18 protein-coding genes and 3 pseudogenes are annotated in these 21,996 nt (G+C 70.3%); 12 read left to right on the forward strand and 9 right to left on the reverse strand.

Features of this window, described 5'->3' with window-relative positions; translation table 11 throughout:
* Window positions 1-10 precede the first annotated feature (10 nt).
* Window positions 11-682, reverse strand: a complete 672-nt coding sequence (locus ACIF80_RS06920) for a hypothetical protein (protein WP_399800321.1) — start codon at window positions 680-682, stop codon at window positions 11-13.
* A gap of 192 nt (window positions 683-874) precedes the next feature.
* Between ACIF80_RS06920 and ACIF80_RS06925 the strand changes: the two are divergent.
* Window positions 875-1,051 (forward strand): annotated as a pseudogene (locus ACIF80_RS06925) (glutamine synthetase); the annotation flags it as partial.
* Window positions 1,052-1,096: 45 nt separating this feature from the next.
* On the opposite strand, the gene ACIF80_RS06930 reads toward ACIF80_RS06925, so the two are convergent.
* From ACIF80_RS06930 to ACIF80_RS06945, 4 genes and pseudogenes are all read right to left on the reverse strand, one after another.
* Window positions 1,097-1,312, reverse strand: a complete 216-nt coding sequence (locus ACIF80_RS06930; protein WP_399800324.1) for a DUF397 domain-containing protein — start codon at window positions 1,310-1,312, stop codon at window positions 1,097-1,099.
* Window positions 1,309-2,183, reverse strand: a pseudogene (locus ACIF80_RS06935) (helix-turn-helix domain-containing protein). Before ACIF80_RS06935 ends, ACIF80_RS06930 begins: the two are co-directional and overlap by 4 nt.
* 188 nt (window positions 2,184-2,371) lie before the next feature.
* The gene (locus ACIF80_RS06940; RefSeq protein WP_399801221.1) at window positions 2,372-2,818 is read right to left on the reverse strand and encodes a VOC family protein; all 447 of its coding nucleotides are present in this window, start codon (window positions 2,816-2,818) and stop codon (window positions 2,372-2,374) included.
* A 53-nt stretch (window positions 2,819-2,871) separates the two neighbouring features.
* Window positions 2,872-2,967, reverse strand: a pseudogene (locus ACIF80_RS06945) (pyridoxamine 5'-phosphate oxidase family protein); the annotation flags it as partial.
* Window positions 2,968-3,119: 152 nt separating this feature from the next.
* Here ACIF80_RS06945 and ACIF80_RS06950 point away from each other — a divergent pair.
* Entirely contained in the window at window positions 3,120-6,122 is a 3,003-nt protein-coding gene (locus tag ACIF80_RS06950) for a bifunctional [glutamine synthetase] adenylyltransferase/[glutamine synthetase]-adenylyl-L-tyrosine phosphorylase (protein WP_399800327.1), read from the forward strand.
* A 182-nt stretch (window positions 6,123-6,304) separates the two neighbouring features.
* Here the strand turns inward: ACIF80_RS06950 and ACIF80_RS06955 are convergent, their stop codons facing one another.
* Complete coding sequence (locus tag ACIF80_RS06955; protein WP_399800329.1) at window positions 6,305-7,381, reverse strand: phosphatase PAP2 family protein; 1,077 nt, start codon at window positions 7,379-7,381, stop codon at window positions 6,305-6,307.
* A 176-nt stretch (window positions 7,382-7,557) separates the two neighbouring features.
* On the reverse strand, window positions 7,558-8,328 hold the full coding sequence (locus tag ACIF80_RS06960; protein ID WP_399800331.1) for a response regulator: 771 nt from the start codon (window positions 8,326-8,328) through the stop codon (window positions 7,558-7,560).
* A gap of 108 nt (window positions 8,329-8,436) precedes the next feature.
* Between ACIF80_RS06960 and ACIF80_RS06965 the strand changes: the two genes are divergently transcribed.
* On the forward strand, window positions 8,437-10,044 hold the full coding sequence (locus ACIF80_RS06965) for an ATP-binding protein (RefSeq protein WP_399800334.1): 1,608 nt from the start codon (window positions 8,437-8,439) through the stop codon (window positions 10,042-10,044).
* Entirely contained in the window at window positions 10,041-11,246 is a 1,206-nt protein-coding gene (locus tag ACIF80_RS06970; RefSeq protein WP_399800337.1) for a PP2C family protein-serine/threonine phosphatase, read from the forward strand. The genes ACIF80_RS06965 and ACIF80_RS06970 overlap by 4 nt, the downstream gene beginning before the upstream one ends.
* A 324-nt stretch (window positions 11,247-11,570) precedes the next feature.
* Here the strand turns inward: ACIF80_RS06970 and ACIF80_RS06975 are convergent, their stop codons facing one another.
* Window positions 11,571-12,605: a LacI family DNA-binding transcriptional regulator gene (locus ACIF80_RS06975; protein ID WP_326752298.1), complete on the reverse strand. Its 1,035-nt coding sequence runs from the start codon at window positions 12,603-12,605 to the stop codon at window positions 11,571-11,573.
* A 473-nt stretch (window positions 12,606-13,078) separates the two neighbouring features.
* On the opposite strand from ACIF80_RS06975, the gene ACIF80_RS06980 reads away from it, so the two are divergent.
* The 4 genes from ACIF80_RS06980 to ACIF80_RS06995 all read left to right on the forward strand — a co-directional run bounded on the left by ACIF80_RS06980 (window position 13,079) and on the right by ACIF80_RS06995 (window position 18,243).
* Window positions 13,079-14,350 (forward strand): extracellular solute-binding protein, encoded by a 1,272-nt coding sequence (locus ACIF80_RS06980; RefSeq protein WP_399800340.1) that lies wholly within the window; start codon window positions 13,079-13,081, stop codon window positions 14,348-14,350.
* A 97-nt stretch (window positions 14,351-14,447) separates the two neighbouring features.
* Window positions 14,448-15,452, forward strand: a complete 1,005-nt coding sequence (locus ACIF80_RS06985) for a carbohydrate ABC transporter permease (protein WP_399800343.1) — start codon at window positions 14,448-14,450, stop codon at window positions 15,450-15,452.
* Window positions 15,453-15,465: 13 nt separating this feature from the next.
* Window positions 15,466-16,383: a sugar ABC transporter permease gene (locus ACIF80_RS06990; RefSeq protein ID WP_399800344.1), complete on the forward strand. Its 918-nt coding sequence runs from the start codon at window positions 15,466-15,468 to the stop codon at window positions 16,381-16,383.
* A 165-nt stretch (window positions 16,384-16,548) separates the two neighbouring features.
* The gene (locus tag ACIF80_RS06995; RefSeq protein WP_399800347.1) at window positions 16,549-18,243 is read left to right on the forward strand and encodes a glycoside hydrolase family 13 protein; all 1,695 of its coding nucleotides are present in this window, start codon (window positions 16,549-16,551) and stop codon (window positions 18,241-18,243) included.
* A gap of 71 nt (window positions 18,244-18,314) precedes the next feature.
* Here ACIF80_RS06995 and ACIF80_RS07000 read toward each other — a convergent pair whose 3' ends face one another.
* The gene (locus ACIF80_RS07000; RefSeq protein WP_399800350.1) at window positions 18,315-18,599 is read right to left on the reverse strand and encodes a hypothetical protein; all 285 of its coding nucleotides are present in this window, start codon (window positions 18,597-18,599) and stop codon (window positions 18,315-18,317) included.
* A gap of 119 nt (window positions 18,600-18,718) precedes the next feature.
* Between ACIF80_RS07000 and ACIF80_RS07005 the strand changes: the two genes are divergently transcribed.
* From ACIF80_RS07005 to ACIF80_RS07020, 4 genes are all read left to right on the forward strand, one after another.
* Window positions 18,719-19,567 carry a Scr1 family TA system antitoxin-like transcriptional regulator gene (locus ACIF80_RS07005; RefSeq protein ID WP_399800353.1) on the forward strand — a complete coding sequence of 283 codons (849 nt, stop codon included), beginning with the start codon at window positions 18,719-18,721 and terminating at the stop codon, window positions 19,565-19,567.
* A complete protein-coding gene (locus tag ACIF80_RS07010) occupies window positions 19,564-19,749 on the forward strand; it encodes a DUF397 domain-containing protein (protein WP_399800356.1) in 186 nt (61 codons plus the stop codon). The genes ACIF80_RS07005 and ACIF80_RS07010 overlap by 4 nt, the downstream gene beginning before the upstream one ends.
* 89 nt (window positions 19,750-19,838) lie before the next feature.
* On the forward strand, window positions 19,839-21,215 hold the full coding sequence (locus ACIF80_RS07015; protein ID WP_399800359.1) for an AAA family ATPase: 1,377 nt from the start codon (window positions 19,839-19,841) through the stop codon (window positions 21,213-21,215).
* A gap of 44 nt (window positions 21,216-21,259) precedes the next feature.
* Window positions 21,260-21,952 carry an HNH endonuclease gene (locus ACIF80_RS07020; RefSeq protein ID WP_399800362.1) on the forward strand — a complete coding sequence of 231 codons (693 nt, stop codon included), beginning with the start codon at window positions 21,260-21,262 and terminating at the stop codon, window positions 21,950-21,952.
* Window positions 21,953-21,996: the final 44 nt, after the last annotated feature.

The raw sequence follows: 21,996 nt of genomic DNA on the forward strand, positions 1-21,996 counted from the left end.
GGAGGACATCTCACACCTCCGGATGTGTGCTGCCCGGCCCACCGGCCGGCGGCGTTCCCGGGGCCGGCGGAGGACCGGCCGGCGGGGGGCCGGGAGGCAGCGGCTGGGTGGGAGGCGGGCCCAGCCCGTCCCACCCCTGGGACCCGGAGGTCTGTCCCTGCCCCGACCCGGGCCCGCCGGACCGCGACCGGGCCTGGGAAGCGGTGCCCGACGCCTTCGCCAGCCGCCCGACGGCCAGTCCGGCCAGCAGCGCGCCGCCGAGGAAGGCTCCGGGACGCCGGCGGGCGAAGCCCTGGAGGTCGGAGACGAGACCTTCGACGCCCTGCTCCTCCAGGTAGTCGGCGGCACGGTGGCCCCGGTCGGCCGCCTGGGCCGCGAAACCGCGGGCAGCGGAGTCGTTCCGGGCGTGGTCGGCCAGGTCGGCGAGGTCGCCCGCCCACCCCCGCAGTGCTCCGGCCGCGCGCCTGGCCTGTTCCTCGGCCTCCTCCATCGCCCGGCCCCGCAGGTCATGGACGGCCGTACCGGCCTGCTGCCGAGCCTCGCTCGCCACGGTCCGGGCCTGTTCCGCCGCAGTGTCCGCGACCTGGCCCGCAGCCTGTTTGGCCTGGCCGGCCGTCGCGGAGGCCTCTGCCTTGACCTTTTCTCCGGTATCCCTGGTTCCGGTGTCTACGGACTCGCTCATCGGCGACTTCTCCTCATCGGATGTCCTGCGCGAGGCCCCGTGTCCCGGACGACCCGGCGTTTGCCGGAGGTCGTACACCGGGCGTCCCACGTGACCGTCCGTCCCGCCCCGAGTGGCCATTCGCACATACTTGACACACTTTGTCCGTAAGGATCTTCAGCCGGAGGTCACCGGGCCGGCCCTGGTCGGATCGCCGGCCCGAAGAACGTCGAGGAGAACTACGAACTCCCGCCCGATGCCGCGCTCCGCACCCAGGGCGAACACGTCTTCGACTTCTTCCTGCGCAACAAGCGCCAGGAAGGGGACGGGAAAGGGGAGGCGCACCGCTCCGAGGCCACCGCTCTCAAGCTGCGCAAGAACCTGCCGGTGCCGCGACGCTCCGCTGCGGCGCGGCGGGAGCGAGGGCCCTGGCCGTCACTCCCGGCCCGTGCCCCTGAGGAAGTCCGCCCAGGCGGCCGAGGCGACACTGAGCCGCGGCCCCTGGGCGTTCTTGCTGTCCCGGACGAGGACGGTGCCGGCGCCGGGGGATATGGCGACCTCGACGCAGTCGTTGCCGTCGCCGCTGCTGCTGTAGCTGCTCTTGAACCAGGCAGGTGCGGTGGTGGTCCGGGCGGGAGGGGTGCCGGTCATGACTCTCCAAGCATCTGCTCGATGAGGGCCCTTGACTCTCGGGCGTAAGGGCCTGGGCGCGGATCATTCCATAGCGGAGTTCGAGGATCCTCAGCTGTTTCGGGTCGGTCACCGGACGCCCGGCGAACGCCCCGTCGGAGCGTCCGACCGCCGTTCCGTCGGGGAACTTCAACACCTCGATCAGCCCGCCCGTCCCGAAGTGGTCCTCACAGGCCGTCGGCATCACCTGAATCGACACGTGCCGCAATTTTCCGAGTTCCAGCAGATGTTCGAGCTGCCGACGCCACACCATTGTGCCTCCGACCGGACGGCGGAGCGTCACTTCCTCCTGGACGAAGCTGAGGGCGGGTGCCGGGGACCTGTCGAAGACCGTGCGCCGGGCCAGCCGGGCGGCCACCATGCGTTCCGTCTCCTCCTCGGTGTGAGCCGGAAGCCAGACGTCGAAGAGTGCCCGCATGTGCTCCTCGGTCTGCAACAGGCCGTGGATGTTGTGGTTGCTGTAGAGCCCGATCTCGACCGCGTTGGCCTCCAGCTTCGCCAGTTCCCGCACCCTCTTCGGGTACCGGACCTTCGCCACGTCCTCCCGCATCGCGGCGAGCAGTCCGCCCGCGCCCAGCACTTCATCGGCCTTCAGCAGGTACTCGGCGCGGGGGATGCGGTTGCCGGCCTCGATCTTGTAGACCAGGTCCTCCCCGTATCCCATCGCCACCGCGAAGTCGGCGGCCCGCATGCCCACGGACTCCCGCCGCAGCTTCAACTGCCGCCCCACCGTGGTGATGACGGCCACTCCCCACTCGTCGTCCTGATCGACCTCCCACCCCGGCTCGTCCGCCTCGCCCCTGATCTGTACCGCCTCACCGTCCACCGACATCCGCACCCCTCCGTCGTACGCGTCGCGTCGTATCGCGAGGCGTTTCACGGTAGGCGCGGCGGCGACGGCGGGCAGGGAAAGCGGCGCGCGGTACACCTACGGGTGATCAGGGCGGTACGGGTGCTTCCGGCCCCTTCCCGACGGTCCCTGATCGCGTCATCGGCGCCGGTGAATGTCCTTGCCGTGCGTTACTTCTGGCGTTCCGCCAGGTCCGTCAGGAGCTGGTGGAGGGGTTCGGTGGCGCGGCGGCGGTACTCCTGGACGGCCCAGCCGTTGCCGTCCGGGTCCTTGAAGTGCATGAAGGTGGCGCCGTCGTCCGGGGCGTACACGACCGGCTCGGAGATCTCCAGGCCGCGGGCGGTCAGTTCGGCGTGGGCCGCCTTGATGTCGGCGACGCACAGCTGCAGGCCCTGGTACGAGCCCGGGGCCGGGCGGGCGCCGCCCGCCATCTCCCAGATGCTGTCGCCCAGCGCGATCGAACAGCCGGAGCCCGGGGGCGTCAGCTGGACGATGCGCATGCCCGGTATGACCTCCTGGTCGATGTCGACGTGGAAGCCGACCTTGTCCCGGTAGAAGTCCCTGGCCCGGTCGATGTCGCTGACGGGCAGCGGGAGCACTTCGAGGGTCATGTCCATGTTCATCGGGGTGCCTCCGGCTGAGTCGGTGCGGTCGGTTCGGGCTCTCGGTGTCACGCGAACCGCCATCCGGTCTGGCTGAACGGCTCTCCCTCACCGAATCCGAAAACCGTGCGCGGCGCCACCGAAAACACGACAGCGTGCCCCGGAAGGTTCGTCCCCGTCCGCCCGCCCCGGAACTCGTCGCGCACGGCCGTCCCGGGGCCGGGGCGCGGTGGGGCGGATAGGCTCGTTGCCTGGATGAGCTTGTGGTGGGCTCGTGGTGAGTTCGATGCGAGCCGAGGACCGAGGGAGACCGGGGATGACGTCGGTGCCGGGGCGCAGGAGCAGTACCTTCACGCGGCTGCTGCGGCATGGTTTCACCGACCCGTCGGCCGCCGAGCGGCTTCTGGACGGCCCCGAGCTGGCCGCGGTGCGCGACGACCCGGTACTGCTCGAGGCGCTCGGCGGCACCGCCGACCCCGACCTCGCGCTGCTGGGGCTGGTCCGGCTGCTGGAGGCGCAGACCGGCGCCACCGGCCGGCAGGAGCTGCTGGACACCCTGATCTCCGCCAAGCCGCTGCGCGACCGGCTGCTCGGCGTGCTCGGTGCCTCCGAGGCCCTGGCCGACCATCTCGCCCGGCATGCCGACGACTGGCAGGCGCTGGTCACGTACGAGGCGCGGGACCTGCACCCCGGCGTGACCGAGTTCGAGCAGGGCCTCGCCGAAGCCACCGACCCCGTGTCGCTGCGCGTCGCCTACCGGCGCTGCCTGCTGTCCATCGCCGCCCGCGACGTCTGCGGCACCATCGAGGTGTCCGAGACCGCCGCCGAACTCGCCGACCTCGCCACCGCCACCCTGCGCGCCGCCCTCGCGCTCGCCGAGGCCGACGCGCCCGAGGACGCCGCCCTGTGCCGGCTCGCGGTGGTCGCGATGGGCAAGTGCGGCGGGCACGAGCTGAACTACGTGTCGGACGTCGACGTCATCTTCGCCGCCGAGGCGGTGAACGGCGCCGACGAGGACAAGGCCCTGCGCGCCGCCACCCGGCTGGCCGCGCACATGATGCGGATCTGCTCCGAGAACACCGTCGAGGGCACCATCTGGCCCGTCGACGCCAACCTGCGGCCCGAGGGCCGCAACGGCCCGCTCGTCCGCACCCTCGCCTCGCACCGCGCCTACTACCAGCGCTGGGCCAAGACCTGGGAGTTCCAGGCGCTGCTCAAGGCCCGCCCGGTGGCCGGCGACCTCGCCCTCGGCGAGGAGTACGTCGCCGCCCTGCGACCGCTGGTGTGGCAGGTCGCCGAACGGGAGAACTTCGTCGCCGACGTGCAGAAGATGCGCCGCCGGGTGATCGACAACATCCCCACCGCCGAGGTCGACCGCCAGCTCAAGCTCGGCCCCGGCGGGCTGCGCGACGTCGAGTTCGCCGTGCAGCTGCTCCAGCTCGTACACGGCCGCACCGACACCTCCCTGCGCAGCGGCACCACCCTCGACGCGCTGAAGGCCCTCGCCGCCGGCGGCTACGTCGGCCGCGCGGACGCCGCCCAGCTCGACGACGCCTACCGCTTCCTGCGCTCCCTGGAACACCGCATCCAGCTCTTCAGGCTGCGCCGCACCCACCTCGTTCCGGAGGACGACGCCGACCTGCGCCGCATCGGCCGCTCCCTGGGCCTGCGCACCGACCCGGTGACGAGCCTGACCCGCGAGTGGCGGCGGCACGCCTCCGTCGTACGGCGGCTGCACGAGAAGCTGTTCTACCGGCCGCTGCTCGACGCGGTCGCCCAGCTCGCCCCCGGCGAGGCCCGGCTCAGCGCCGCGGCGGCCCGCGAACGGCTGGTCGCCCTCGGCTACGCCGACCCGGCCGCCGCCCTGCGCCACCTGGAAGCCCTGGCGTCCGGCGTGACCCGCAAGGCGGCCATCCAGCGGACCCTGCTGCCGGTGCTGCTCGGCTGGTTCGCCGAATCCGCCGACCCGGACGCCGGCCTGCTCAACTTCCGCAAGGTCTCCGACGCGCTCGGCAGGACCCCCTGGTACCTGCGGTTGCTGCGCGACGAGGGCGCCGCCGCCGAGAACCTCGCCCGCGTCCTGTCCGCCGGACGGCTCGCCCCCGACCTGCTGCTGCGCGCCCCCGAGGCGGTCGCCCTGCTCGGCGACGGGGAGGCCGGCGGCCTCAGGCCCCGCACCCGCGCCCACCTGGAACAGGAGGTCCTCGCCGCCGTCCGCCGCGCCGACGGCGCCACCCAGGCCGTCGCCGCCGCCCGCGGAATCCGCCGCCGCGAACTGTTCCGCACCGCCGCCACCGACATCATCGGCTCCTACGGCACCGAGTCCCAGCCCGCCGAGGCCGACCAGGGCGCCCTGGTGGACCTGGTCGGCGGCGCCGTGTCCGACCTGACCGCCGCCACCCTCGCCGGCACGCTGCGCGCCGTCGTCCGGGAGGGCTGGGGGGACGACCTGCCCGCCCGCTTCGCGATCATCGGGATGGGCCGCTTCGGCGGACACGAGCTGGGCTACGGCTCCGACGCGGACGTCCTGTTCGTCCACGAGCCGCGCGACGGCGTGGACGAGCGGGAGGCGGCCGACGCGGCCGGCAAGGTCGTCGCCGAGATGCGCCGCCTGCTCCAGGCCCCCAGCGCCGACCCGCCCCTGCTCATCGACGCGGACCTGCGCCCCGAGGGCCGGTCCGGACCGCTGGTGCGCACCCTGGGGTCGTACGAGGCGTACTACCGCCGCTGGTCCCTGGTGTGGGAGCGGCACGCGCTGCTGCGCGCCGAGCACGTGGCCGGCGACGAGGACCTCGGCCGCCGCTTCGTCGAGCTGATCGACCCGCTGCGCTACCCGCCCGCCGGGCTCGGCGAGGACGACGTGCGCGAGATCCGGCGCCTGAAGGCCCGCATGGAGTCCGAGCGGCTGCCGCGCGGCACCGACCCCAAGCTGCACGTCAAGCTAGGTCCCGGCGGCCTGTCCGACGTGGAGTGGACCGTCCAGCTGATCCAGCTGCGGCACGCCGCGCACGAGCCGGGACTGCGCACCACCCGTACCCGTGAGGCGCTGGCGGCCGCCCAGGAGGCCGGACTGATCTCCGCGGACGACGCGGCCGTCCTCGACGAGGCCTGGGTGCTGGCCACCGGCGTGCGCAACGCGGTCATGCTGGTCCGGGGCAGGGCCGGGGACACCTTCCCCGCCGACCCCCGCGACCTGGCCGCGGTCGGCCGCTACCTCGGCTACGGCGCGGGCCACGCCGGAGACATGCTCGACGTGTACCGGCGCACGGCCCGCAGGGCGCGGGGCGTGGTGGAGGAGCTGTTCTACGGCGGGTCGTAGGGGCCGGGGCCGCAGCCACCCGGCGCAGACATCCGGCGCGGACATCCGAGGCGGGCACCCGGCACAAGGCGGGTGGGCGCGGTCGCCGGAGCGCGCGGGGTGCCGCAGTGGCACGGGGCGCCTCCTCGGCGAGGCGGTGCTTCCCCGGTGCCGGGACGTTTCCCCGGGGGGTGACGAACGCCTCAGTGGCGCGGGGTGTCCGGCGCGTGCGCGGAGGCGCTCGCGGCGGGGGCGCCGTCGGCCGTGCGAGGGCCGGGGGAGTCGTCCGGGGCGCGCGGGCTCACGACGCCCGCGTTCGTGTGGCCCGCGCCCCCACCGTCCGAACCCGCGACGGCCCCGTCCGTGCCGCGCCGGCCCGGGAAGCCCTTCCCCGGGAAACCTCTGCCGGGGAAGGCCCTGCTCCAGCCGCCTCCGTACCGGCTGCCTCCGCCCCCGCCGTCCGGCGCCTCTCGGGGCAGCGCGTACGGCTTGCTCCCGTACCAGAGGGCCGCCAGCGCGTAGCCGAAGGAGAGACAGAGCACGCCGCCCACCGCGTCCAGCCAGAAGTGGTTGGCGGTGGCGACGATGACCACCAGCGTGCCCGCCGGGTACAGCAGGCCCAGGACCTTCGCCCACGGGACCGTCGCCAGCGCGAAGATGGTCAGCCCGCACCACACCGACCAGCCGATGTGCATCGACGGCATCGCGGCGTACTGGTTGGACATGTTCTTCAGGTCACCTGAAGCCATCGAACCCCAGGTCTCGTGGACCATCACGGTGTCGATGAACTCGCCGCCGTTCATCAGGCGCGGCGGGGCGAGCGGGAACAGGTAGTACCCGGCCAGGGCGACGGCGGTGGTCGAGAACAGCACCAGTCTGGTCGCCGCGTAACGGCCGGGGTGGCTGCGGTAGAGCCACACCAGAACACCCAGCGTGACCACGAAGTGCAGTGTGGCGTAGTAGTAGTTCATACCGACGACCAGCCAGGTCACCGAGTTCACGGCGTGGTTGACCGACTGTTCGAAGGCGAGACCGAGCTGTCGCTCCAGGTCCCAGAGCCGGTCCGCGTTGCGCAGTGCCTCGGACTTCTGCTCCGGCACGGCGTTGCGGACGAGCGAGTACGTCCAGTAACTCACCGCGATCAGCAGGATCTCGAACCACAACCGCGGCCGGCGGGGGGTGCGCAGACGGCGCAGGAGTCGCTGCCCCGTCCGGTCCTCGACGGGGTGCGCTGCGGTCTGGTGCCGACCTTCCAGCGTGGTCACCGTCGTTTCGCCCATGGGCACAGAGTCTGCCAGAAAAGCCCCTGGGGGAGATCCTCCCCCAGGGGCAGCCGACCCGCATGTTCTCTCCGGGAAGGGGCCGCGCCGCCTCCTCCCGGAGCAGGGCGCGAGGACCCGCCGCCTGCGACCTGTGGACGAGACGGCCATCCGGGGAAGCCCGGGCCCCGGGCGGTTCAGAGACGGGGCCGGGTGGCGGTGTCCAGGTAGAAGGAGTCGATGCTCTGGACGGCCTGCTCGAACTCCTCCAGGTTGACGGGCTTGGTCACGTAGGCGTTGGCGTGACTGCTGTACGCGCCCGTGACGTCGTCCGGAGCGGTGGAGGTGGTCAGCACGACCACGGGGATCGTCTGCAGGTCGTCGTCGTTCTTCAGGACCTTGAGCAGATCCCGGCCGTTCATCCGGGGCATGTTCAGGTCGAGGACGATGAGGTCGGGTCGCGGAGTGCCCGGGGTCCGCAGGTGTTCCAGCGCGGCGACTCCGTCGGTGACCTGGACGAGGTTGCGGGCTCCGCGCTCGGAGAGGGCTTCCTCGATGAGCATGGCGTCGGCAATGTCGTCTTCGACCAGCAGGACGTCGAAGGGACGGGCGGGGGTGGTCATTGTCGGACGCTCCGTGGGTTTCTCGGTGGAATGGTGGAAAAGCCCCGGCCAGCGGCGCCGGGCACCTTGCCGGGTCATACCGCAGGCGGCCCCGATCTGCGGGTAGCCGGCACCTGCGCGGGCGGCAGCCACGGCGGCCTCCTGCTGGAGCCGTTCAGTGGCCTGCTTGAGGTGATCCAGTACGCGGAGCAGAGCCAGGGCCTGTGCCGGGTCGTCCGGTGCCGGGTGCGGGGGGGCTCCCAGAAGCCGGCGGGCGAGGCGCTGCGCAAGATCACTGACGGCCGCGTCCGTGAGGGAGGCGGTCTCCTGCGGGGTGATCCGCGATACGAAGTCCTTGCCAGGCATGCCCGGCACTCTAGGTCCAGGAGCACCTCCGCGACAACAAGGGTTGTCGCCCTCTAAAGTGTGCTGGCCAAACTTTCAAGGTGATTGCCGCAATGAGGAGCCCACAGGATGACTGCCGACGAAAGGCAATCGCACATACGAGGGTTTTCCACCTGGACGACCAGGCGGTGGCTTCGCGTGGGGGTGGCCGTGTCCCTCGTGGTTCTGACCCTGCTCGGGACCGCGGGCGCATGGGTACTGGGACGGACCCAGACGATCAGCGACGACCTCGTGGACGTGCGGTCCCCCGCGCTGACCGTCGCGATCCGCCTGGAAGCCGCCGTGCTCAACCAGGAGACCGGAATCCGCGGCTACGGGCTCACCGGCATGTCGGAGTTCATCACCCCCTACAAGCAGGGGCTCACCGAGCAGGAAGCGAGCTTTGCGCAGCTCAACAGGCTGCTCGAGGAGGACCGCGCGGGTCTGGACGACCTGAAGGCGGTGCAGGGCGCCGTGGAGAGGTGGCAGGAGAGGATCGCCCGGCCCATCGCCGCCGCGCCCGCCGGCTCGCCCTCACCGATGGCCACCCGACGGGCGGCGGAGGGCAAAGAGGCCTTCGACGACGTACGTGCCGCCCTGAGCAGCCAGCAGGAACGGCTGCGCGCGGACCGCGTACGCACGAGGGACGACCTGATGGACACGATGGTTCTGAGGAACTGGGTGTTCAGCGCCATCGCGGTGGTCATCGCCGTCCTCACGGCCCTGATCTTCGAAGGGCTGCGCCGCGGCATCAACACGCCGCTGGAGCGGCTCAGCGCGGACGCCCGCGCCGTCGCCGGCGGTGACTTCGGACACCCCATCACCCCGACCGGTCCCGCCGACCTGCGGCACCTCAGCCGTGAGATCGACTTCATGCGGCAGCGTCTCGTACAGGAACTGGCCCTCAGCGAGGACACACGGCTGCGGCTGGACGCGCAGGCCGCGGACCTCCAGCGCTCCAACGCCGAGCTGGAGCAGTTCGCGTACGTGGCCTCCCACGACCTGCAGGAGCCGCTGCGCAAGGTCTCCAGCTTCACCCAGCTCCTCCAGCGGCGCTACGGAGGGCAGCTCGACAGCCGGGCCGACCAGTACATCGACTTCGCGGTCGACGGGGCGAACCGCATGCAGACCCTCATCAACGACCTGCTCGACTTCTCCCGGGTCGGGCGGCTGCACAACTCCCACCAGAGCGTCGACCTGGACAAGGTGCTGGAAAGGACCCTGTCCGAGCTGAGCGTCGGCATCGAGGAGGCCGGAGCGGAGATCACCCACGATCCGCTGCCGACCCTGGTCGCCGACCCCACCCAGATGGGCATGCTCTGGCAGAACCTGATCAGCAACGCCGTCAAGTTCCGCCGGCCGGGCGAAGCGCCGGAGATCCACGTCACGGCGGCCCGGGAAGGCGAGCTGTGGCGGTTCACCGTCACCGACAACGGCATCGGCATCGCACCGGAGTACGCCGACAAGGTGTTCGTGATCTTCCAGCGGCTGCACACCAAGGACACCTACACCGGCAGCGGAATCGGCCTCGCGATGTGCAAGAAGATCGTCGAGTTCCACGGGGGCGCCATCGAGGTCGACCCGGAATACCACGACGGCACGCGCATCACCTTCACCCTCGCTCCCCAGCCGCCGGAGACCCCCGCCCTGCCCGCCCTGCCGGAGGCCGACCGCGCCGACGCGGAGCCGGCGCGATGACCGAGGTCATGGCGGTCGTGCCGGAAGCCTCCTCCGAGGGGCCGGTGTACCGCATCCTGCTGATCGAGGACGACCCGGGCGACGCCCTGCTCGTGGAGGAACTCCTTCACGACACGGGGATGAGGTTCGCGCTGACCATCCGGACCAGTCTGGCCGAGGCGCGCGCCGAACTGGCCGGCAGCCCGATCGACTGCGTTCTCCTCGACCTGCACCTGCCCGACGTGTCGGGCGTCGACGCGGTCACGGCCGTGCGCGGGCTGGCCCCGCACACCGCGGTGATCGTCCTGACCGGGCTGTCCGAGGACCGGGCGGGCACCGAGGCCATGGCCGCCGGAGCGCAGGACTACCTCGTCAAGGGCAAGGTCGAAGCGGACCTGCTGCGAAGGACGCTGCGCTACGCCGTCTACCGGAGCCGGACGGAACGCGCGAGCGCCGAAGCCCAGGCCACCCGGCTGCGGGCGGAGGAGAACGCCCGCCTGGAACGCGGTCTGCTGCCCCAGCCGATGCTCGACACCTCCACGGTGAAGGTGACGTCCCGTTACCTGCCCGGTGCCGAGATGGCCCTGCTCGGCGGGGACTTCCTCGACGTGGTGGAGGGAGACGACGGGCTGCTGCACGCCGTCGTGGGCGACGTCAGCGGCCACGGTCCCGACGCCGCGGCGCTCGGTGTCTGTCTGCGGATCGCCTGGCGCTCCCTGGTGCTCGGCGGGCACCGCGGAGACGACCTGCTGCACCTGATGGAACGCCTCCTGATCGCCGAACGCGACAACCAGCAACTGTTCGCCACCTGCACGCTCCTCACCCTCGACCAGCGCTCCGGCACCGCCGTGCTCCACCTGGCGGGCCATCACGAGCCCCTCCTCACCACGGCCGAGGGCACCCGGGAGGTGAGCGCCGAACACGGCATCGCCCTGGGCATCGTCCCCGGAGAGTGCAGCTGGCCCTCCACGGTCGTTCCGCTCCCGGCCGCCGGAGCCCTGACCATCTACACCGACGGCCTCATCGAAGGACACAACGGGACGAAGGGCGAGCGGCTCGGCGTCGAAGGGCTGCTCGCGCTGATAGGGAAGCTGCCGTCGGCGGACCCGGCGGACCAGGTCGACCTCCTCATCAAGGAAACCCACGCGCTGAACGCCGGCCGCCACTCCGACGACCTGGCCGTGCTCCGCCTCGACTGGGGCGATCGGCCCACCCTCCTCTGAGGACCCCGTGCACCGGCAGGGGGCGGCGACCGCGGCAGCCGCGACGCCGCCCCGGGGCCGCTCGCCGGTGTGCGCAGGGGCGGGGAGCACGAGCGGTCCGGCGGCTGCCCTCGCCGCGCCCCGGCCGGACCCGTCCGGCGGGTCGGGCAGGAGGTGACCCGCGGCGACTTTCCGGCCGGGGTGAGAGGGGTCCGGTGCGTGCGGTCACGAGGCGCAGGAGAGCGACGACGACGCGGCTAGGGATACCTCTGCCCGGAGAGCCCGGAGAGCCCGGAGAGCGGTCCGGCGGCTCGTGCCGAAGACGCGGGGGCGCCGGACCGCCCCCTAGGGGCGGTTCCGCTCCCCGGGCGCCGAGGCCGTCGAGCCCCGGACCACCAGCTCCGGCATGAACACGAACTCGCTGTGCGGGGCGGGCGTCCCGCCGATCTCCTCCAGCAGGGTGCGCACCGCGGCCTGGCCCATCGCCGGGACCGGCTTGCGGACCGTGGTCAGCGGCGGGTCGGTGAAGGCGATCAGCGGGGAGTCGTCGAAGCCGACCACCGAGATGTCCGTCGGCACCTCGAGACCGCGCTGCCGGGCCGCCCGTATCGCACCCAGCGCCATCATGTCGCTGGCGCACACCACCGCCGTGCACCCGCGGTCCATGAGCGCGCTGGCGGCGGCCTGGCCGCCCTCCAGGGTGTACAGGGAGTGCTGGACCAGCTCCGTCTCCACGGTCTCGGCGGCCAGCCCCAGCTGCTCCTGCACGGTGCGGACGAAGCCCTCGATCTTTCGCTGCACCGGCACGAACCGCTTCGGCCCCAGCGCCAGCCCGATCCGGGTGTGGCCGAGGGAGGCGAGATGCGTGACCGCCAGCGCCATCGCCGCCCGGTCGTCGGGCGAGATGAACGGCGCCTGCACCTTCGGCGAGAAGCCGTCGACCAGGACGAACGGCACCCCCCGGGCGCGCAGCCGCTCGTAGCGCTGCATGTCGGCCGTGGTGTCCGCGTGCAGTCCGGAGACGTAGATGATGCCGGCCACCCCGCGGTCGACCAGCATCTCCGTCAGCTCGTCCTCCGTGGACCCGCCCGGGGTCTGGGTGGCCAGCACCGGCGTGTAGCCCTGGCGGGTCAGTGCCTGCCCGATGACCTGGGCCAGCGCCGGGAAGATCGGGTTCTCCAGCTCGGGAGTGATCAGTCCCACCAGGCCCTCGCTGCGCTGCCGCAACCGCACCGGGCGTTCGTAGCCCAGGACGTCGAGGGCGGCGAGGACGGACTGGCGGGTGGTGGCGGCGACGCCCGGCTTGCCGTTGAGCACGCGGCTGACGGTCGCCTCGCTCACCCCGGCCTGAGCAGCGATGTCGGCAAGACGTGTGGTCACAGCACCGGACCCTATCGGCCGCCCCGCTCCTTGCACACCGGCCGGACGCCTGGCGCGTGCGGTCGAACGGCCCGTCGCGGGCTGCTGGGTCATCGCGGTCCCTCATGTCGTGGTCGGCCGGTCGTGCTCGGCAGGGGTGCTCGGCGTTCCGTACCGCAACGGATGATTCCCCCGACGGAAACGGATGGCAAGTACTTGCAGAGTCTTGCACAACTGTCCGAACTCCTGTCCTGACACCGGAAAATCGGCGGTGGCACAGCGATCGGGGCACCACGGGGAGGGGGTCAAGGAGAGGTCACGACGGGGTAACCGTCGGGCTTCCTTGCAAAATTTTTCAGCAAGGTCTTTCGGATCGGTTGCATCGCTGTTACGTTCACGTCGCCCGGCGGCCCCATCGGCGCGGTCGGCGAAGAGGCAGGTCGGCAGACGGGGCCGCACCTGCACATACGGGCTTTCACCCTCAAGGAGAACTCATGCGGCGTGGCATAGCGGCCACCGCGCTGGTGGCGTCCCTCGCCCTCACGGCGACGGCCTGCGGCGGAGACAGCGACAGCGGCGACTCGGCCGACGGCCCGGTCACCATCACCTGGTGGGACACCTCCAACGCGACCAACGAGGCGCCGACCTACCAGGCCCTGGTCAAGGAGTTCGAGGCCGCCAACAAGGACGTCAAGGTCAAGTACGTCAACGTCCCCTTCGACCAGGCGCAGAACAAGTTCGACACCGCCGCCGGTTCCAAGGGCGCCCCCGACGTGCTGCGCTCCGAGGTCGGCTGGACCCCCGCCTTCGCCAAGAAGGGCTTCTTCCTGCCGCTGGACGGCACCGAGGCGCTGAAGGACCAGGCGAAGTTCAAGTCCAACCTGATCGAGCAGGCGACGTACGAGGACAAGGTCTACGGCGTCCCGTTCGTCACGGACACGCTCGCACTGGTCTACAACAAGGAACTCTTCGAGAAGGCCGGCGTCGAGGCCCCCAAGACCTGGGACGACCTGAAGAAGGCCGCCGCCACCATCAAGGACAAGACCGGCGTCGACGGCTACTGGGGCTCCACCCAGGCCTACTACGCCCAGTCCTTCCTCTACGGCGAGGGCACCGACACGGTCGACGCCGACGCCAAGAAGATCACCGTCACGTCGCCCGAGGCCAAGAAGGCCTACGGCACCTGGCTGGACCTCTTCGACGGCAAGGGCCTGAAGAAGGCCGACACCACCGCCGACGCCTACGCCCACATCCAGGACGCGTTCGTCAACGGCAAGGTCGCCGCGATCATCCAGGGCCCGTGGGAGATCACCAACTTCTACAAGGGCTCGGCCTTCAAGGACAAGAACAACCTGGGCATCGCCACCGTCCCGGCCGGCTCCGCCGGCACGGCGGGCGCTCCGACCGGCGGCCACAACCTCTCCGTCTACGCCGGCTCCGACGCGGCGAAGCAGGAGGCCGCGCTGAAGTTCGTGAACTTCATGTCCTCGGCCAAGGCCCAGGAGACCATCGCCCTGAAGAACTCCACGCTGCCCACGCGTGACGACGCCTACACCGACAAGGTCAAGGCCGACCCGGGCATCGCCGGCTACCAGACGGTCCTCGAGGCCGCCCAGCCGCGCCCGGCCCTGCCCGAGTACAGCTCGCTGTGGGGACCGCTTGATGACGAGCTGCCCCAGATCGCGGGCGGCAAGGAGTCCCTGGACAAGGGTCTGGGCGATGCCGAGACCGCCATCGCGAAGCTGGTGCCGGACTTCAGCAAGTAGAGCCCGCGTGGCCGCCGGGTCCCTTTCCGGGAGGGGAGGATCCGGCGGCCACCGGCCTGTGTGCCGAACCCCTTGATCATCCAGAAGGTGCCGAACCATGACAGTCGCCATCGACCGCGCGACCGGCAAGCGCAGCGGTGACCGCCCGCCCCGCGCCGGCCGGGTCAGCCGCCTGAAGCACGCCTACCAGAAGCACTGGTACGCCTTCGCCATGATCGTGCCCGTGGTCGTCGTGCTCGGCGTCCTCGTGCTGTATCCCCTGGCGTACGGCTTCTACCTCACCCTCACCGACGCCAACAGCCTCAACTCGGCCCGCACCATCGGCGTCAACGAGATCGAGGCCACGTACAAGTTCATCGGCCTGGACAACTACGCCGACATCCTCTGGGGCGAGACGTCGTACGACCGCTTCTGGTCGCACTTCATCTGGACGATCGTCTGGACGGCGGCCTGCGTCGGCCTGCACTACACCATCGGTCTGGGCCTGGCCCTGCTGCTCAACCAGAAGCTGCGCGGCCGCACCTTCTACCGGCTGATCCTGATCCTCCCGTGGGCCGTGCCGACCTTCGTCACCGTCTTCGGCTGGCGGTTCATGCTCGCCGACAGCGGCATCATCAACTCGGGCCTGGAGTCCCTGGGCCTGCCGACGCCGCTGTGGCTCGAGGACACCTTCTGGCAGCGGTTCGCCGCGATCATGGTCAACACCTGGTGCGGTGTGCCGTTCATGATGGTCTCCCTGCTCGGCGGCCTCCAGTCGATCGACGGCACCCTGTACGAGGCGGCCGAGATGGACGGCGCCAACGCCTGGCAGCGGTTCCGCCACGTCACCCTGCCGGGCCTGCGCTCGGTCAGCTCCACCGTCGTGCTGCTCGGCATCATCTGGACCTTCAACCAGTTCGCCGTCATCTTCCTGCTGTTCGGCAACACCGCCCCGGAAGCCCAGATCCTCGTCACCTGGGCGTACCAACTCGGCTTCGGGCAGCAGCCGCGCGACTTCGCGCAGTCCGCGGCCTACGGCATGCTGCTGCTGGCCATCCTGATCGTCTTCACCTCCTTCTACCGCCGCTGGCTGAACCGCAATGAGCAGCAGCTCGCGATCTGAGGCAGGAGCCCCCATGAGTACCCTCGACACCCCACCGCCGGCCGTGGTGACGGGCAAGCCGGCCGGGAGGACCACGCCCCTCCGGCCCGGGACGCGGCGGCGCGGCGAGACCGGCCGCGGCGGCGCCCTCGCCTCGCACGGCATCCTGATCGTGGCGAGCCTCATCGCGCTGTTCCCGGTCGCCTGGCTGGTCTTCCTGTCCCTCGGCCCGGACAAGGACGACTATCTGCGCCCCAGCGGTATCTGGGGCAAGATGACGCTGGACAACTACACGTTCGTGCTGCAGAACACGAACTTCTTCGACTGGCTGAAGAGTTCGCTGATCGTCTCGCTCGGCACCACCGTCATCGGCGTCCTGGTCGCCGCCACCACCGGGTACGCGGTGTCCCGGATGCGGTTCCCCGGGTACAAGAAGTTCATGTGGGTCCTGCTGGTCACCCAGATGTTCCCGGTGGCCGTCCTGATGGTCCCGATGTACCAGATCCTGTCCGACCTTCAGCTGATCGACACCTATTTCGGCCTCATCCTCGTCTACTGCTCGACCGCGGTGCCGTACTGTGCCTGGCTGATGAAGGGCTATTTCGACACCATTCCGTTCGAGATCGACGAAGCGGGCCGGGTCGACGGGCTGTCCCCGTTCGGCACGTTCGTGCGGCTGATCCTGCCGCTCGCCAAGCCGGGCCTTGCGGTCGCCGCCTTCTACAGCTTCATCACGGCGTTCGGCGAGGTCGCCTTCGCCACGACGTTCATGCTGGACGACGAGAAGTACACGCTCGCGGTCGGTCTGCAGAGCTTCGTCAGCGAGCACGACGCCCAGCGCAACCTCATGGCCGCCACGGCGGTCCTGATCGCGATACCCGTCTCCGCGTTCTTCTACCTCGTGCAGAAGAACCTGGTGGCCGGCCTCACCGCGGGCGGCACGAAGGGCTGACGCCCTCCGCAGGACTCCCGCGCGCCTCACCGCGCGCGGGGAGGCGGTCGCGGTGCACAGACATCCGACCCCGCCGGCACCGCGGCCGCCTCGTCTCCCGTGTCCCTCCTCCTCGGCCTCGGCCCCACTCGCCTCCCTGACCGACCCCACGTATTCAAGGACGACATGAGTCAGCAGCACGCCGCCGCCCCGGCCCCCACCCCGACGACCGACGCTGCCGTAGCCACCGTCGCCAGGCGCCACGACTGGTGGCGGGACGCGGTGATCTACCAGGTGTATCCGCGCAGCTTCGCCGACAGCAACGGCGACGGCATGGGCGACCTGGAGGGCATCCGCTCCCGCCTGCCGTACCTGCGCGACCTCGGGGTGGACGCCGTGTGGCTCAGCCCCTTCTACGCCTCCCCGCAGGCCGACGCCGGCTACGACGTCGCCGACTACCGTGCCGTCGACCCCATGTTCGGCACCCTGCTCGACGCGGACGCGCTGATCCGGGACGCCCACGAACTGGGCCTGCGGATCATCGTCGACATCGTGCCCAACCACTCCTCCGACCAGCACGAGTGGTTCAAGCGGGCGCTCGCCGAGGGCCCCGGCTCGCCCTCGCGCGACCGCTACCACTTCCGCCCCGGCAAGGGTAAGAACGGCGAACTCCCGCCCAACGACTGGGAGTCGATCTTCGGCGGCCCCGCCTGGACCCGGGTCACCGAACCCGACGGCACCCCGGGCGACTGGTACCTGCACCTGTTCGCACCCGAGCAGCCCGACTTCAACTGGGAGCACCCGGCCGTCGGCGACGAGTTCCGCTCCATCCTGCGGTTCTGGCTCGACATGGGCGTGGACGGCTTCCGCATCGACGTCGCGCACGGCATGGTGAAGGCCGAGGGACTGCCCGACCTGGGGGACCACGAGCAGCTGAAGCTGCTGGGCAACGATGTCATGCCGTTCTTCGACCAGGACGGCGTCCACGACATCTACCGGCAGTGGCGGCTCGTCCTCGACGAGTACGCGGGTGAGCGAATCTTCGTCGCCGAGGCGTGGACGCCGACCGTGGAGCGCACCGCCAACTACGTCCGCCCGGACGAGTTGCACCAGGCGTTCAACTTCCAGTACCTGGGAACCCACTGGGACGCCGAGGAACTGCGCGTGGTCATCGACCGCACGCTGGACTCCATGCGCCCGGTCGGCGCCCCCGCGACCTGGGTGCTGTCCAACCACGACGTCACCCGGCACGCCACCCGCTTCGGCAACCCGCCCGGCCTCGGCACCCAGATCCGGGAGGCCGGGGACCGCGAACTCGGTCTGCGCCGGGCCCGCGCGGCGACGCTGCTGATGCTGGCGCTGCCCGGCTCGGCCTACGTCTACCAGGGCGAGGAGCTGGGGCTCCCGGACGTCGTGGACCTCCCCGACGAGGTGCGCCAGGACCCGGCGTACTTCCGGGGCGCGGGCCAGGACGGCTTCCGCGACGGATGCCGGGTGCCGATCCCGTGGACCCGCACCGGTTCCTCGTACGGCTTCGGGGGCGGCGGCAGCTGGCTGCCGCAGCCGGAGGGCTGGAGCGAGCTGAGCGTCGAGGCGCAGACCGGAGTGGCCGGCTCGACCCTGGAGCTGTACCGCGCCGCACTCGCCGCGCGCCGGGAGCAGGCCGACCTGGGCGCGGGCGAATCGGTGGAGTGGCTGTCGGCCCCCGAAGGCGTCCTCGCCTTCCGGCGCGGGGAGTTCGTGTGCGTCGCGAACACGACGGGCGAGACGGTGACCACCGAGGCGTACGGGCGGGTGCTCCTCGCCAGCGGTGATGTGGGCGGGGCGGACGGCAAGGCGAAGGTGCCGGGCGACACGACGGTGTGGTTCACCACGGGCTGATGGCTCACGGACCGGGCACCGGGCCCGCCGCTTCCTGACAGGGAGTGGCGGGCCCTCGCCCGTTGCGGGTGCTACCTGATGCGCTGCTCGCTCCGCTGGTTCACCTCACGCACCCTGGCGGTCAGTTCGGTGGCGCGGCCCTCCCGCAGCACTTCCGCCAGCTTGCGTGCCGTGCCTGGATTGCAGCGTCCGAGATCCACCAACGGCGGCAGATAGCCACTGGCCAGCGAGATGGTGTCGAGCCCCAGCGAGGGCAGGAGCACGCCCGCGCCGTCCAGCGCCGAGGAGAGTTCGTTCCTGGCCTCGTCGGCGTCCTGGATCGCGGCTGCGCGCCTCGTACGTTCCTGTGGTGCCATGAGTGCGGTGCCCTTCCTTCGTGATGATCCCGACTCTCCCCACGATCATCGGTACGTGACGCTACGCTCACCAGGGGTGACGATTTTCGTTGCGCCGAATCGAAAACGGGGGACAGGCGATGCCCGCGCCGAAGGAACTCGACCCGTCCGCGTCCCTGTCGGCGCTGTACGGCGTGAAGCTGCGCAAGCTCCGCGTCCGCGCCGGGTTCACCCAACGGCAACTCGGCGATCGCCTTCCCATCGCTCACAGCCGTATCGCCCAGTTCGAACTGGGCAAGGAGACCCCGCCCGAGGACGTCAACGCCAGGCTGGACGAGATCCTGGAGGCCGACGGCGACCTGGTCGACCTGTGGACCCACATCAAGCGGACCCCGATCCCGGACTGGGCGCGGAAGTTCGTGGCGTACGAGGCCAGGGCGGTCAAGATGCTCAAGTACACGGCGCACATCGTGCCCGGCCTCCTCCAGACCGAGCCATACGCTCGAGCCCTGCTGCGTATCAGTCGCCCTCGCGACACAGGCGCGGAGATCGAAGACCTCGTGGCCACCCGACTGGAACGGCAGACCATCCTCCAGCGTGGTTCTCCGCCCCTGCTGTGGTGCATCCTGGACGAGGCGGTGATTCGACGTCCTGTGGGAGGCCGGGCAGTGATGCGCGAGCAGTTGGCGCACGTGCTGAGCATGGCGCGAACGCCGCACGTGGTGGTGCAGCTCCTGCCCTTCGAGCAGGGCGAGCACCCGGTCATGGGCGGTTCCTTGACTCTCCTGAGCTTCGAGCGAGGGCCTGACGTGGCTTACATCGAAAGCTCGCACTCCGGCGAGTTGGCGGAGACTTCGGAGGACGTGGCCGCGTATGCCCTGGCCTACGATCTGCTCCAGGCCAAAGCGTTGCCTCCTGATGAGTCCCTGGTCCTGATCCGTTCCGCGATGGAGGAGTTCAGCAGATGCGCCCCGCAGGAACCGACATGAACAACGTCACATGGCGTAAGAGCACGTACAGCAATGGGCAGGGCGGAGACTGCCTCGAACTCGCCGACAACATCCCCGGCACCGTCCCCGTCCGTGACAGCAAGAATCCCAGTGGTCCGACGCTGCTGTTCCCGGCTGCCGCATGGGGCGCCTTCGTCACCGGCATACGGGGCGGCGACTGACCGACCACTGCCGCGGCCCCGCCTCCTCTAGGCTGACGTGGTGAAACAGCGTGGGCACCCGGCACACGGCGGATCGGGCGGATCGGATCATGTATCTCTCCAGGGTCTACCTGCACAACATCAAGCCCTTTGACGAGGTGGACCTCGAACTGGTCCGGCCCGACGGCTCGTACGCGGGGTGGACGGTGCTCGCCGGTCGTAACGGGTCGGGGAAGACCACGTTGCTGCGGGCCATCTCCCTGGCCGTGAGCGGTCCCGCCGCCTCTCGGAGTCTGATGCCCGGGTTTGAGAACTGGGTCGCGCACGGTGAACGCAGTGCCTCTGTAGAGGTGGAGCTGGCGCACGATCCCCGGTATGACCGCTTCGCGCAGGGACGTCGGCCGTCGGGGACGTTCTGGGCGGGGCTGGAGTGGAAGCTTCCCCCGGAGCCGGGCGGAGGCAAGGGCAAGCCGGGCAGAGTGGTACAGCCGTCCTTGGAGGCCGTCAACTACACCGGCGCCAAGACGATAACTGCTCAACGAGGCCCTTGGGCCGACAATCCCGAAGGCTGGTTCTGCGCTGCGTACGGGCCGTTTCGGCGGCTGGTCGGAGGGTCGGGGGAGGTGCAGCGGCTCATGCTGGCATCGGGGCCGGTGGCCCGGCAGGCGAGCCTGTTCCACGAGGACGCCTCGCTCTCCGAGGGCGTGACATGGCTCATTGAACAGCACCTCCGGGCGCTCGAGCGGCGAGAAGGGGCCGACGAACTGTTGGCCGCTGCGCTGGAGATCCTTGGTGACGACCTTCTGCCCGACGGCTGTTGCATCGAGACCGTCGACTCCGAGGGACTGTGGGTGACGCACCAGGGGCGCCGCTTCCCTCTGAGGGAAATGAGCGACGGCTACCGGGCCGTGGCCGCCCTGGTCGTGGATATCCTCAAACAGATCTATGACGCCTACGGGGAACTGCTCGTGTTCTACGACGAGGAGACCGAGATCCCGACCGCCGACTACGCGGGTGTCGTGATCATCGACGAGATCGACGCTCACCTGCATGTGTCCTGGCAGAGACGCATCGGCAGCTGGCTGACCTCCCACTTTCCCGGCATCCAGTTCATCGTCACCACCCACAGCCCGTACATCTGCCAGTCGGCCGACCCAGGAGGTCTCATCCGGCTTCCGGGCACGGAGGAGGAGGGGCAGGTCGAGAAGGTCTCGCCCGATGTGTACGACAGGGTCGTATATGGAAGCGGGGACGACGCCGTGCTGTCGTACCTCTTCGGGCTCGACACGCCCTACTCCGAGAAGGCCGAGCGGAAGCGAAGCGAACTCGTGGCGCTGGAGATCAGTGTGCTGCGGGGCCGGGCGAGCGATGAACAGCGCAGGCGATACCGGGAGTTGAAGCGGAAGTTGGTGAGCTCCCCGGCGACCCGTGTTGACGAGGTGGCCGCGCGGCTGCGTCACCGGGCCGACGACGAGTGGCCGTCGTGATCAGGATTCAGCGAGCCGGTCTGCCGCAGCAGACGCGTCGACGTATGACCGTGTACACACAGGAGATAGGCAAGGCCGGGAAACCGGTGGACCGTGCCCGAAGTCTGTGGAAGCACACCACCGCACGTCGGCATGTCCACACCGTGCTGAGCGAGACCCTGGCGGGGATGGCACCCGGCATCGAACGGTGCATGTACTGCGGCGACAACCAGGGGACGGACATCGACCACTTCGAGCCGCTGAGCCGTGCCCCGCTGCGCACTTTCGACTGGAGTAACCACCTGCTCGCCTGTTCCCTCTGCAACAGCCACCAGAAGCGGGAGGCCTTCCCTGTCGACGCCGGAGGGCGTCCTCTGCTGATCGATCCCAGCAGTGAGGATCCCGCTCGGCACCTTCATCTGGTGCTCGCGGCGGGTGAGTACTTGCCTCTGACGCCCAAGGGGGAGGCGACCTGTGAGGTCTTCGGGCTCAACCGCGGCGTGCTGGTACGAGGCCGGCGGAAGGTCTACCGGATCACGCGGCTGTGCATCGAGGAGTGGCTGCGCGCCCACGAGAAGGGCGACGACGAGGGCGTGCTGGAGTGGACGAGCACCGTATGGGAACAGCCGACCGCCGATGTGGTGTACGCGATGTTCCACCAGGCGATGGCGCCTGGAGCGGAAGACGTGTTCGCCGATGACCCCGGGGTGCTGCAACTGCTGACGGATGAGCGGGTGAGGGCGGGGCTGCTCAGCTGACCCCGGGGGCACCGGCCGTCTTCAGGCTTCCGGGAGCGCGTCAT

The organism is Streptomyces sp. NPDC085927 (assembly GCF_044540975.1).
Taxonomy (GTDB): domain Bacteria; phylum Actinomycetota; class Actinomycetes; order Streptomycetales; family Streptomycetaceae; genus Streptomyces; species Streptomyces hirsutus.

What these genes read in the sequence shown, in the direction of transcription:
- ACIF80_RS06920 (WP_399800321.1), bottom strand. Translation starts at nt 682, where the DNA reads ATGAGCGAGTCCGTAGACACCGGAACCAGGGATACCGGAGAAAAGGTC.
- ACIF80_RS06930 (WP_399800324.1), bottom strand. Translation starts at nt 1,312, where the DNA reads ATGACCGGCACCCCTCCCGCCCGGACCACCACCGCACCTGCCTGGTTC.
- ACIF80_RS06940 (WP_399801221.1), bottom strand. Translation starts at nt 2,818, where the DNA reads ATGGACATGACCCTCGAAGTGCTCCCGCTGCCCGTCAGCGACATCGAC.
- ACIF80_RS06950 (WP_399800327.1), top strand. Translation starts at nt 3,120, where the DNA reads ATGACGTCGGTGCCGGGGCGCAGGAGCAGTACCTTCACGCGGCTGCTG.
- ACIF80_RS06955 (WP_399800329.1), bottom strand. Translation starts at nt 7,381, where the DNA reads ATGGGCGAAACGACGGTGACCACGCTGGAAGGTCGGCACCAGACCGCA.
- ACIF80_RS06960 (WP_399800331.1), bottom strand. Translation starts at nt 8,328, where the DNA reads ATGCCTGGCAAGGACTTCGTATCGCGGATCACCCCGCAGGAGACCGCC.
- ACIF80_RS06965 (WP_399800334.1), top strand. Translation starts at nt 8,437, where the DNA reads ATGACTGCCGACGAAAGGCAATCGCACATACGAGGGTTTTCCACCTGG.
- ACIF80_RS06970 (WP_399800337.1), top strand. Translation starts at nt 10,041, where the DNA reads ATGACCGAGGTCATGGCGGTCGTGCCGGAAGCCTCCTCCGAGGGGCCG.
- ACIF80_RS06980 (WP_399800340.1), top strand. Translation starts at nt 13,079, where the DNA reads ATGCGGCGTGGCATAGCGGCCACCGCGCTGGTGGCGTCCCTCGCCCTC.
- ACIF80_RS06985 (WP_399800343.1), top strand. Translation starts at nt 14,448, where the DNA reads ATGACAGTCGCCATCGACCGCGCGACCGGCAAGCGCAGCGGTGACCGC.
- ACIF80_RS06990 (WP_399800344.1), top strand. Translation starts at nt 15,466, where the DNA reads ATGAGTACCCTCGACACCCCACCGCCGGCCGTGGTGACGGGCAAGCCG.
- ACIF80_RS06995 (WP_399800347.1), top strand. Translation starts at nt 16,549, where the DNA reads ATGAGTCAGCAGCACGCCGCCGCCCCGGCCCCCACCCCGACGACCGAC.
- ACIF80_RS07000 (WP_399800350.1), bottom strand. Translation starts at nt 18,599, where the DNA reads ATGGCACCACAGGAACGTACGAGGCGCGCAGCCGCGATCCAGGACGCC.
- ACIF80_RS07005 (WP_399800353.1), top strand. Translation starts at nt 18,719, where the DNA reads ATGCCCGCGCCGAAGGAACTCGACCCGTCCGCGTCCCTGTCGGCGCTG.
- ACIF80_RS07010 (WP_399800356.1), top strand. Translation starts at nt 19,564, where the DNA reads ATGAACAACGTCACATGGCGTAAGAGCACGTACAGCAATGGGCAGGGC.
- ACIF80_RS07015 (WP_399800359.1), top strand. Translation starts at nt 19,839, where the DNA reads ATGTATCTCTCCAGGGTCTACCTGCACAACATCAAGCCCTTTGACGAG.
- ACIF80_RS07020 (WP_399800362.1), top strand. Translation starts at nt 21,260, where the DNA reads ATGACCGTGTACACACAGGAGATAGGCAAGGCCGGGAAACCGGTGGAC.